This window comes from Xanthomonas sp. SHU 166 (assembly GCF_000364685.1).
Lineage (GTDB): Bacteria > Pseudomonadota > Gammaproteobacteria > Xanthomonadales > Xanthomonadaceae > Xanthomonas_A > Xanthomonas_A sontii.
On record NZ_AQOJ01000916.1, the window covers coordinates 1 to 10,138 of the forward strand.

Genomic DNA, 10,138 nt, shown 5'->3' on the forward strand with positions numbered 1-10,138 from the left:
CGCGGGCGCGCAGGAACAGCACCTTGCCGGCAGGCCAGCGCAGCACGCCCTGGGCGAACGGGAGGAACAGGGTGTCGAGGGGGGCGTCTTGCGCAGCCGGCATCGGGCGTGAGTCATCGGAACAGGGACGCGCATTCTACCGGCAGTGCGCGGCGACCCCGGTTTTGCGCGAATCCAACGCATCATTGATGTTTCGGCAACATCGCCGCGCCTAGGCTGCAAGGCACCCAATGACCGGAGAGGCAGCATGCGCGCAGTGTTCATCGGCGGCGTCGTCGACAACAGCGAGGTGGACCTGGATGGCAGCCAGCCGCCGTTGCACTACCCGGAGAACACCGGCACCGGGCGTCCGCGCTACCGCCTGCACCAGCGCGGCGCACGCGACGATGGCAGCGTGGTGTATGCCGTCTACGCCGCCCCGGAACTGGGCGACACCGAGGTGGAGCGCGTCTTCAACGAACGCGGCTATGCCCGCCGCTTCGGTGTGGAGCCGGCGCCTGTGGAGCACTGACACCGGGCTTTCGGCTCGGTCAATCAAACGTGCAGGAGCGGCGTCGGCCGCGATCGGGCCTTGCCAGGCGCATCCCGGTCGCGGCCGACGCCGCTCCTGCATGCGTTAGCAGAGATGGAGTTGCCCTCGTGCTCACTCGCGCGATTTTTGATTGCAGCAAACAAGGCCGGCTTCCAGGAAGCGGCTGCGGTCGTGGTTTTCCCTGTTTTTCGAAGCACGCGGCCGCGCGATGAGATGCGCGCTGCAGCAGCCCTGGGGGCACGCGCCACACCGCCGCAGTGGTCCTTTGCAGGAACGGCCTAAGCCGCGATCGGGCTTCACCATGAAGCCCACGTCGCAGCCATCAATCCCGCATCGCGACCATGAACCCAGCACCGCGACCGAAGCCGCCCCTACGATCGATGCGGAAACACGCGGCTAACCAGACCGCTCACTTCCCCGGCTTCGGCGTCACCCGCCACACCACATTGCCGACGTCGTCGGCGACCAGCAGCGCGCCCGGTTTGTCCACCGCCACGCCGACCGGGCGGCCCTGCGCGCGGCCCTCTGCGTCGAGGAAGCCGGTCAGCACGTCCTGCGGCTTGCCGCTGGGCTTGCCGTTGGCGAAGGGCACGTAGATCACCTTGTAGCCCGACGGCGGGTCGCGGTTCCAGGAGCCGTGCTGGCCGATGAAGGCGCCGCCGCGGTAGGGCTGCGGCAGCAGCGCACCTTCGTAGAAGGCCAGGCCCAGCGAGGCGGTATGCGCGCCCAGCGCGTAGTCCGGCTTGATCGCGCTGGCCACCATCTCCGGGTTCTGCGGCTGCACGCGCTCGTCCACGTGCTGGCCGTAGTAGCTGTACGGCCAGCCGTAGAAACCGCCCTCGCGCACCGAGGTCAGATAATCCGGCACCAGGTCGCTGCCGATCTCGTCGCGTTCGTTGACCACGGTCCACAGCGTGTCGGTGCCGGGCTGCCAGGCCAGGCCGACCGGATTGCGCAGGCCGCTGGCGAACACGCGGGTAGCGCCGCTGGCGGCGTCCACTTCCAGGATCGCGGCGCGGTTGAGCTCCTGCTCCATGCCGTTCTCGGCGACGTTGCTGTTGGAGCCGACGCCCACGTACAGCTTCTTGCCGTCGCGGCTGGCCAGCAGGCTTTTGGTCCAGTGGTGGTTGATGCCGCCGGGCAGGTTGGCGACGAAGCTGGGCGCGGCGGTGATCTGGGTGTCGCCGTCCTTGTACGGGAAGCTGACCAGGGCATCGGCATTGGCGATGTACAGACGGTCGCCGACCAGGGCCATGCCGAACGGCGAATACAGGCCCTTGAGGAACTGCGTGCGCACTTCGGCGACGCCATCGCCGTCGGCGTCGCGCAGCAGGGTGATGCGGTTGGCGCTGGGCACGGCGGCGCCGGCCTTGGCCATCATCGCGCCCTGGATCTTGTCGCGCAGGCCGCTGCTCTCCTTTTCCGGTGCCGGCGGCTCGGCGGTCTCGGCGACCAGCACGTCGCCGTTGGGCAGCACGTACAGCCAGCGCGGATGGTCCAGGTCGCGGGCGAAGGCCTGCACCGCCAGGTCGGCGGCCGGCACCGGCGCGGCGCCATCGGCCCAGCGCTTGACCTCGGCGACCTTGACCGTGGGGATCATGCGCTTGACCGGATCGGGCAACACCGGATCCGGCCCCATGCCCTCCTCGATGGAGTGCTTGGCGGTGTCGCCGCAGGCGGCGAGCAGGGCGGCACTGAGCGCACACAACACCCAACGGGCGCGAATCGGCGAAGACATGGCCATGTGTCTTGGATATCCGGGAACACGGGGGAACGCCGATGATGCACAGCCCCGACGCGGAAAAAGTGAAAGATGCGTCAAGAGGCGTCGCCGCTCGGATCGGTCTCCCAGGGCCGCGCCGGCAACTGGCGCACGCTGCGGATTTCGTCCAGCCACAGGTAGCGGTGCCGGGCCGGATCGTCGAGGTCGTCGATGCGCACCTGTGCATTGCTGCCCTCGTTGCCATCGGCGTCGCGGAACTGCTGGATGCTGGGCCGGACCGACACGGTGCCGAAGCACACGCTGCCGTCGTGCAATTCGATGCGCACATGCGACTGCCCGGGCAGTTGCAGGATCAACGCTTCCAGCGCCTGGATCTGCGCCTGGTCGGTGTGGATACGCTCGGCAAACTGGGTCATCGGCGGACTCCTGAGGGGGAACCGCAGCACCCTAACGCCGGCCGCGTGAGCCGGCGGGCAAGACCGCGCTAACGCTGCCGCGCGAAGCGCACCGCCGAGACCAGCTGCGCCACGCTGTACGGCTTGGCCAGGTGTTCCTGGAAGCCGGACTGCAGCGCGCGCTGGCGATCGTCGGCACGCGCCAGCGCAGTCACCGCGACCGCCGGCAGTTCGTCCGCGCCCAGGCCCATGTTCTCGCGCACGGTGCGGATCAGCCCGTAGCCATCCATGCCCGGCATGCCGATGTCGGTGACCATCACGTCGATCACCGCATGGCCGCCGCCGTCGAGCACCTCCAGCGCCTCGCTGGCCGAGCCCACCGCGACCACCTCCGCGCCCTGCTCCTCGAGCAGGCGCCGCAGGTAGTCGAGCATGTCCGGCTGGTCCTCCACCGCCAACAGGCGCACGCCCTTGAGCGAATACGCCTCGACCACCTGCTCGGCCATCGCGAACGCGCGCACTTCGCGCAGCGGGCGCGAGCCCGGCGCATCGCGGTGCAGCGGCAGGCGCACGGTGAAGACCGAGCCGCAGCCGCGACCTTCGCTGGCCGCGCTGATCTGGCCGCCATGCATTTCCACCAGCTGCTGCACGATCGCCAGGCCCAGGCCGAGGCCGCCGTGCAGGCGCGTGGTGGTGCTGTCGGCCTGGCGGAAGCGCCCGAACAGATGCGGCAGGAACTCCGGCGGAATGCCGTCGCCGGAATCGCGCACCGCCACGCTGACGTGCTCGCCATCGTCGTCGAGCGCGATCGCCAGGGCGATGCGCCCGTGCGCGGGCGTGAACTTGATCGCATTGGACAACAGGTTCCAGAACACCTGCTGCAGGCGCGTGGCGTCGCCCAGCACCATGCACGGCTGCGACGGCGCCTGCAGGGTCAGCGCCTGGTCCTTGCCTTCGGCCACCGGCTCCTGCGCGCGCATCGCCTCGCGCACCTGCTCGGCCAGGTCCAGCGCTTCCACTTCCAGTTGCACCTTGCCCAGCAGCATGCTGCTGAGATCGAGCATGTCCGAGATCAGCCGCTGCTGCGCGCGCGCGCTGCTGGCGATGACCGACAGGCCCTTGCTGCTCGGGTCGCCCGGCGGCAGCCGCTGCAGCAGCAGGTCGCTCCAGCCGAGGATGGTGGTCAGCGGCGTGCGCAGTTCGTGCGACAGTGTCGCCAGGAATTCGTCCTTCAGCCGCGCCATGCTCTCGGCGGCGTTGCGTGCGCTGCGCTCGGATTCCAGCAGTTGCTCGCGCGCCAGTTCGATGTCGCGGCGTTCGGTGACGTCCGGACTGCTGCCGGCCAGGCCGATGAACTGGCCCTCGGCGGAATAGCGCGGCACCGCGGTCATTTCCACCCAGCGCCACTCGCCGTCGTGGCGGCGCGCGCGCACCAGCGCGCGCAGGTTGCGCTGGTCGTGCAGCGCGTTGCGCAATTCGTAGGCGAACACGCCCACGTCTTCCGGATGCAGCACGTCGCCCCAACCCGGGCGCGCAGCATCGGTATCCAGATCGATGCCGAAGAATTCGGCATAGGCGGTGTTGGTGAAGCGCAGTTCGCCCTGGGCGTCCAGCACCCACACCGGCATCGGCAGGCCCTCGGCCAGCGCGCTGAAGCGCGCCTCGCTCTCGGCCAGGTCGCGCTCCATCCGCTTGCGCTCGGTGATGTCGAGGAACTGCACGGCGACCTGGCGCAGTTCCGGCGCGCCGACGCGGAACGAATCCACCGCCCACCAGCGGTCCAGCGCAGTCGCGAAGTTCTCGAACTTGTCCGGACGGCCTGTCAACGCGACGGCGCCGTAGCGCTGGAACCAGTGCTCCTCGTGGGTCGGCGAGATCTCGCGCATGCGCCGCCCGACCACGTCGCGCAGGCCGGTCTCGCGCTCGAAGGCCGGATTGACCTGCAGGAACACGTAATCGACCGCGCGCTCGCCCTCGAACAGCATCTGGATCACGCAGAAGCCGGAATCGATCTTGTCGAAGATCTCGCGGTACTGCAGGTCCGTCGCCTGCGCGAACGAGGAAGCGGTGGAGTCTGGACTGGCATGCATGACGGACTAGCTCTGGAAGCGGCCTACGGCAACGGATGAAGACGGTGCCCGGCATCCGCGGCGCAACGACGATGCGCCAGGAGCGGCAAGGCGTAAACCCCCATCTTGTTAAGCCACTCCGCCGCCGTCAAGCCAGCACCTGTGCTGCGCCTGCCCGAGCGATGTCACCAGAAGAACGCGATCACCAGCACGATGCCCAGCAACGACAGGCCGATGCCTGCCAGCACCATCCACTGGGTCAGGCGCGCGCTGCGCAAGGCCTGCTCTTCCAGCCAACGCTCGGCTTCCTCGCGCCACGGCGGCGGCGAAGAGGATTCCAGCAACTGCTGCACGCGCGCCGGCCCCAGCTGCCGGCATTGCCGGCGGCATTCTTCGGGAACCACGGGTCGCTCGGGTGCGCTGACGACGGACATGACAACGTTCCTGAATTGCTCAGCCGAGCGTGAAACGCGGAGCGTCGCTGGCCAGTTCGTGCTCCACCGCCATCCGCGCCAGGCGCGTGTAGTTGGCGCGCGGGCCAGCACCGCGGCCGACGATCAGGCCCAGGTACTCCAGGCCGGTCCACACCCGCGCCTTCCACTCCACACCGTCCTCGGCCAGCACCAGGGTCAGCGTGTAGCGGAAGCTCTGCCCCTGCGGGCTGCGGTAGTGGTAGCTGGGCGGGAACTGCACGGCCACGTCCTGCGCCTCGCCGAGCGAGACCAGGTAGCGCCGCAGCAGATGGCGCACGTCGTCGCCGGGGTTGAGCCGCAACTGCCGCGCCGCCTCGTCCAGGTTCGCCTGGTGCTCGACGAACGCCGCCGCGCCGCTGGCCGGGCTGTGGCCGTGGCGCTTGGCCCAGTCGATGAATTGCAGGCGCACATCGCTGCCGGTGTGGGCCTGGTGGAACAACGGCGTCTTCATGCGATCCCCGCATCCTCCGAGTGGCATCCATGCTCGCGCGCGCACCGTGAAGCAGGCGGCGAGGCGATGTGAGCCGTCCGTCACGCCGGAGCGGATGAATCGGCGGCCAACGGTCGTCGCCGCACGCCTCGCCGCGATTGCGGGCACGCCGGCACAGGCACACACTGGGCGCACGCCTCCTGGAGATCCGCCATGAAGATCCGCTATGCCTGGACGGCGCTGGCGCTTGCCTGCCTGTGGGCGGGCGGCGCCTCCGCCGAGATCCGCAACGTCACCGACCCGCAGGCGCCGCGCAGCCTCGTCAGCGACGGCCCGGTGCAGGTGAGCTGGGCCGACCCGTCCACCTTCAGCGAACTGCGGCAGAGCCGCAATCGCTGGGAAGCCGAACGCGGCGACTGGGTACAGGACCTGGCCGCCTACCTGCAGAAGCAGGCCGCCAAGCAACTGCAGCCCGGGCAGCGCCTGGACATCAAGCTGACCGACATCAAGCGCGCCGGCGACTTCGAGCCGTGGCACGGCCCGAACTGGAACGACGTGCGGGTGATGCGCGACCTGTACCCGCCGCGGATCAGCCTCGACTTCACCCTGTACGACGCCGACGGCCAGGTCCTGGCGCAGGGCCAGCCGAAACTGATGGACCCCAGCTACCTGTACAACAGTTCGGTCGGCCTGAGCACCGATCCGCTGCGCTACGAAAAGCGCATGCTCGACGACTGGCTGCGCCGCCAGTTCCGCAACAAGGACAGCGCGGTCGCCGAGCGCTGAGGCCGCACGCGCAGCGCCGGCATCGCGCCGGCGCCGTCAGGCATGGATCAACCGCCGAGATAGGTGCGCGGCGCGCGCTTGAGGCCGCACAGCAAGCGGTAGGCGCTGGAACTGCAGCGCCCGGCCAGCGCGTCGATGCGCGGCTGTTCGCCCCACAACTGCACCTCGCTGCCGAGCCCGGCCTGCGGGTGGTCGGTTAGGTCCACGGTCAGCATGTCCATCGACACGCGCCCGATCAGCTCGCCGGGCGCGCCGTCGATCAGCACCGGCGTGCCGTTGGGCGCGAACTGCGGATAGCCGTCGGCATAGCCGATCGCCACCACGCCGACCCGGGTCGGGCGCGCCGCGACGAAGCGCGCGCCGTAGCCGACCGGCTCGCCCGGCGCGATAGTGCGCACCGAGATGACCCTGGACTGCAGGGTCATCACCGGACGCAGTTCGCCGGGCAGCGCGGCCGCGGCGGCGAACGGGTCGGCGCCGTACAGCATCAGCCCCGGCCGTCCCCAGTCGTTGCGCAGCTCAGGCCAGCCGAGCAGGGCCGGCGAATTGCACAGGCTGGTCTCGCCGGCCAGGCCGGCGGTGGCCTGACGGAACACCTCCACCTGCTCGCGGGTGCGCGCGCTATCGAGTTCGTCGGCGCGGGCGAAGTGGCTCATCAGCACCAGCCGCTCGACCTGCGGCAGCGCGCTCAGGCGCGCGTGCGCGGCGCGGAACTCCTCCGGCGCCAGGCCGAGCCGGTGCATGCCGCTGTCCAGCTTCAGCCACAGGCACAGCGGCTGCGGTGCGGCGAAGGCGGCGATCGCCTCCACCTGCCAGGGCGAGGCCACCGCGCACCACAGCCGGTGTTCGGCGACCAGCGGCAGTTCGTCAGCGTCGAAGATGCCCTCCAGCAACAGGATCGGCGCGGCGATGCCGGCCTGGCGCAGTTCCAGCGCCTCCTCGATGCAGGCCACCGCGAAGCCGTCGGCCTCGCCGTCCAGCGCGCGCGCGCAGGCCACCGCGCCGTGCCCATAGGCATCGGCCTTGACCACCGCCAGCGCCTTGCCGCCGCTCAGCCGGCGGGCCAGGCGGTAGTTGTGGCGCAGCGCGTCGAGATCGATCAATGCACGGGCTGGGCGCACGCGACGGCCTCGGCGACGGACGCGGCGGAACCGCGGGAATAACGGAAGATGTCCAGGCCCTCGCCGCTGATCTGCGGCTGCCGCGAGACCATCAGGTCGGCCAGGTAGCGACCGGAGCCGCAGGCCATGGTCCAGCCCAGCGTGCCGTGGCCGGTGTTGAGGAACAGGTTGCGGTAGCCGGTGGCGCCGACCACTGGGGTGCCGTCCGGGGTGGCCGGGCGCAGCCCGGTCCAGAACTCGGCCGCGGCCAGGTCGCCGCCGCGCGGGTACAGGTCGTTGACCACCTTCTCCAGGGTGGCGCGGCGGCGCGCCGGACGCGACAGGTCGAAACCGGCCAGTTCGGCCATGCCGCCGACGCGGATGCGCGCGTCGAAGCGGGTGATCGCCACCTTGTAGCTCTCGTCGAGGATGGTGGAGGTGGGCGCCAGCGCCGCGTCGCGGATCGGCAGGGTCAGCGAGTAGCCCTTCAGCGGGTACACCGGCAGGCGGATGCCCAGCGGCGCCAGCAGGCCGGGCGAGTAGCTGCCCAGCGCGACCACGTAGCGGTCGGCGCGCTCGACCCGGCCGCCTATGCGCACGCCGTCGATGCGGTCGCCATCGGCCTGCAGCGCCTCGATGGTCTCGCCCTGGCGGAACTGCACGCCGGCCGCGGCGGCCATCGCCGCCAGGCGCTGGGTGAACAGGCGGCAGTCGCCGGTCTGGTCGTTGGGCAGGCGCAGCGCGCCGACCAGGGTCGCCGGCGCGCTGGCCAGGGCCGGCTCGACCCGGGCGATGCCGGCACGGTCCAGCAACTCGTAGGGCACGCCGTACTCGCGCAGCACCTCGATGTCCTTGGCCGCACCGTCCAGTTGCTGCTGGGTGCGGAACAACTGGGTGGTCCCGAGCTGGCGGCCTTCGTAGGCGATGCCGGTCTCGGCACGCAGCTGGTCCAGGCAGTCGCGGCTGTACTCGGACAGGCGCACCATCCGCGCCTTGTTGATCGCATAGCGCTCGGCGGTGCAGTTGCGCAGCATCTGCGCCAGCCACAGGTACTGCTGCAGGTCGGCGGTGGGCGTGATCGCCAGCGGCGCATGGCGCTGGAACAGCCATTTCAGCGCCTTCAGCGGCACCCCGGGCGCCGCCCACGGCGAGGCGTAGCCGGGCGAGACCTGGCCGGCATTGGCATAACTGGTCTCCAGCCCGGCCGCCGGCTGGCGGTCGACCACCGTCACCTCGCAGCCGCTGCGGGCCAGATACCACGCCGTGGCCGTGCCGATCACACCGCTGCCGAGAACCAGAACCCGCATGCGCCTACTCCGTTCGGATCAATTCCCTGGCTGGATGGCGCCAGGGCAGAAGTTCGGTGCAGTATAGGCAGCACAACCCAGGATTTTCCCCTGACTTCTGCCGGCCTGGCAGGCCAAACCCCTGAGACCGCCCCGCATGGCCGCACGCCTTCGCGAACTGGACAAGATCGACCGCAAGATCCTGCGCATCCTGCAGCAGGAAGGGCGCATCTCCTTCACCGAACTGGGCGAGCGGGTGGGCCTGTCCACCACCCCGTGCACCGAGCGGGTGCGCCGACTGGAACGCGACGGCGCCATCACCGGCTATTACGCGCGGCTGGACCCGCATTACCTCAAGGCCAGCCTGCTGGTGTTCGTGGAGATCAGCCTGGCCTACAAGTCCGGCGACATCTTCGAGGAGTTCCGCCGCGCCGCGCTGAAGCTGCCCAACGTGCTCGAGTGCCACCTGGTCTCGGGCGACTTCGACTACCTGCTCAAGGCCCGCATCAGCGAGATGGCGTCCTACCGCAAGCTGCTGGGCAGCACCCTGCTGACCCTGCCGCATGTGCGCGAGTCCAAGAGCTACATCGTGATGGAGGAAGTGAAGGAAACGCTCAGCCTGCCGATCGCCGACTGAGCGTTCCGCGCGGATGCGTGCGGGTCAGGAGACCAGCAGCTTCTCGAGGTCGTCGCGCGAGGAATTGGCGTGGTTCTTGGCCAGTTCGGCCACCACCCGCTTCTGGACCTCCTTGTGCAGCAGCGGCCGCAACTGCCCCAGCGTGTGCGGGTCGGCGACCAGCATCAGGTGCTCGACCTGCCCGCGCAGCGCGTCCTGGTACAGGCGCTCGGCGATCTGACGCACGAACCCGGCCTCATCCATGGTCATCGGCCGGTCGCCGTCCTCCACGCCCTCGATCGGCGTCGGGTTCAGCACTTCGGTCTGCTCCAGCAGCGCGGTCTCGCCGGCCAGGTTGACCCGGAACAGGCGCGCAGCGGTGCGGTCGGCGACGACGATCAGGGTGTTGTCGGGAAGCTTGCTCATCGGTTCTCCTGCGAAAACGTGGCGCCGCGGCAGTCGCGGCCGGTTCGCCAGTCTAGGAACCGATTCGTGAGGATGGCGGCCACGCGGCGTTCGCCGCGCGTTCGCCGCCGGGGCGCAGGCGCTCAGTCCTGGATGCGGACCCCGTCGCCGCTGGGCACGGTGTCGTAGTAACGGCCGGTGCGGGTATCCAGCGCGCGGTTCGGCCCCACCTGCATCGCCCCGGGCACCAGCTGGCCGCGGCGGTCGTAGAGGCGGACCGGGCGGCGTGCGGACGGGTCGGCGAGCGCGGCGGCCGGTACCGC

The 10,138-nt window shown here is 70.0% G+C and carries 10 protein-coding genes and 2 pseudogenes; 3 read left to right on the forward strand and 9 right to left on the reverse strand.

From position 1 onward, the window contains the following. Window positions 1-247 precede the first annotated feature (247 nt). A complete protein-coding gene (locus D180_RS20530) occupies window positions 248-511 on the forward strand; it encodes a hypothetical protein (protein WP_017908770.1) in 264 nt (87 codons plus the stop codon). Window positions 512-941: 430 nt separating this feature from the next. Here D180_RS20530 and D180_RS20535 read toward each other — a convergent pair whose 3' ends face one another. The 5 genes and pseudogenes from D180_RS20535 to D180_RS20550 all read right to left on the reverse strand — a co-directional run bounded on the left by D180_RS20535 (window position 942) and on the right by D180_RS20550 (window position 5,643). Further along, window positions 942-2,276, reverse strand: a complete 1,335-nt coding sequence (locus tag D180_RS20535) for a sorbosone dehydrogenase family protein (protein WP_017914244.1) — start codon at window positions 2,274-2,276, stop codon at window positions 942-944. Between the two features lie 74 nt (window positions 2,277-2,350). Next, a complete protein-coding gene (locus D180_RS20540; protein ID WP_017914245.1) occupies window positions 2,351-2,671 on the reverse strand; it encodes a DUF3247 family protein in 321 nt (106 codons plus the stop codon). Between the two features lie 68 nt (window positions 2,672-2,739). After that, window positions 2,740-4,683 (reverse strand): annotated as a pseudogene (locus D180_RS20545) (ATP-binding protein); the annotation flags it as partial. A gap of 221 nt (window positions 4,684-4,904) precedes the next feature. Then, the gene (locus D180_RS24075) at window positions 4,905-5,153 is read right to left on the reverse strand and encodes a hypothetical protein (protein ID WP_156117234.1); all 249 of its coding nucleotides are present in this window, start codon (window positions 5,151-5,153) and stop codon (window positions 4,905-4,907) included. Window positions 5,154-5,172: 19 nt separating this feature from the next. Further along, window positions 5,173-5,643: a hypothetical protein gene (locus D180_RS20550; RefSeq protein ID WP_010343261.1), complete on the reverse strand. Its 471-nt coding sequence runs from the start codon at window positions 5,641-5,643 to the stop codon at window positions 5,173-5,175. A 192-nt stretch (window positions 5,644-5,835) separates the two neighbouring features. Here D180_RS20550 and D180_RS20555 point away from each other — a divergent pair, with 192 nt between their 5' ends. Next, window positions 5,836-6,408 carry a DUF3016 domain-containing protein gene (locus D180_RS20555; protein ID WP_017914247.1) on the forward strand — a complete coding sequence of 191 codons (573 nt, stop codon included), beginning with the start codon at window positions 5,836-5,838 and terminating at the stop codon, window positions 6,406-6,408. A 47-nt stretch (window positions 6,409-6,455) separates the two neighbouring features. On the opposite strand, the gene alr is transcribed toward D180_RS20555, so the two are convergent. Continuing rightward, complete coding sequence (gene alr, locus D180_RS20560) at window positions 6,456-7,529, reverse strand: alanine racemase (protein WP_043091468.1); 1,074 nt, start codon at window positions 7,527-7,529, stop codon at window positions 6,456-6,458. Then, the gene (locus D180_RS20565; protein WP_017908763.1) at window positions 7,508-8,815 is read right to left on the reverse strand and encodes a D-amino acid dehydrogenase; all 1,308 of its coding nucleotides are present in this window, start codon (window positions 8,813-8,815) and stop codon (window positions 7,508-7,510) included. Before D180_RS20565 ends, alr begins: the two co-directional genes overlap by 22 nt. A gap of 136 nt (window positions 8,816-8,951) precedes the next feature. On the opposite strand from D180_RS20565, the gene D180_RS20570 reads away from it, so the two are divergent. Further along, window positions 8,952-9,431 (forward strand): Lrp/AsnC ligand binding domain-containing protein, encoded by a 480-nt coding sequence (locus D180_RS20570; protein ID WP_017908762.1) that lies wholly within the window; start codon window positions 8,952-8,954, stop codon window positions 9,429-9,431. Window positions 9,432-9,455: 24 nt separating this feature from the next. Here D180_RS20570 and D180_RS20575 read toward each other — a convergent pair whose 3' ends face one another. Both D180_RS20575 and D180_RS20580 read right to left on the reverse strand, forming a co-directional pair. After that, a complete protein-coding gene (locus D180_RS20575; protein ID WP_017908761.1) occupies window positions 9,456-9,836 on the reverse strand; it encodes a host attachment protein in 381 nt (126 codons plus the stop codon). Window positions 9,837-9,958: 122 nt separating this feature from the next. After that, window positions 9,959-10,138, reverse strand: a pseudogene (locus D180_RS20580) (hypothetical protein); the annotation flags it as partial.

Excerpts from the sequence above, each read along its gene's own strand:
- D180_RS20550 (WP_010343261.1), bottom strand. The coding sequence starts at position 5,643 with ATGAAGACGCCGTTGTTCCACCAGGCCCACACCGGCAGCGATGTGCGC.
- D180_RS20565 (WP_017908763.1), bottom strand. The coding sequence starts at position 8,815 with ATGCGGGTTCTGGTTCTCGGCAGCGGTGTGATCGGCACGGCCACGGCG.
- D180_RS20535 (WP_017914244.1), bottom strand. The coding sequence starts at position 2,276 with ATGGCCATGTCTTCGCCGATTCGCGCCCGTTGGGTGTTGTGTGCGCTC.
- D180_RS20555 (WP_017914247.1), top strand. The coding sequence starts at position 5,836 with ATGAAGATCCGCTATGCCTGGACGGCGCTGGCGCTTGCCTGCCTGTGG.
- D180_RS20575 (WP_017908761.1), bottom strand. The coding sequence starts at position 9,836 with ATGAGCAAGCTTCCCGACAACACCCTGATCGTCGTCGCCGACCGCACC.
- D180_RS24075 (WP_156117234.1), bottom strand. The coding sequence starts at position 5,153 with ATGTCCGTCGTCAGCGCACCCGAGCGACCCGTGGTTCCCGAAGAATGC.
- D180_RS20540 (WP_017914245.1), bottom strand. The coding sequence starts at position 2,671 with ATGACCCAGTTTGCCGAGCGTATCCACACCGACCAGGCGCAGATCCAG.
- D180_RS20530 (WP_017908770.1), top strand. The coding sequence starts at position 248 with ATGCGCGCAGTGTTCATCGGCGGCGTCGTCGACAACAGCGAGGTGGAC.
- D180_RS20570 (WP_017908762.1), top strand. The coding sequence starts at position 8,952 with ATGGCCGCACGCCTTCGCGAACTGGACAAGATCGACCGCAAGATCCTG.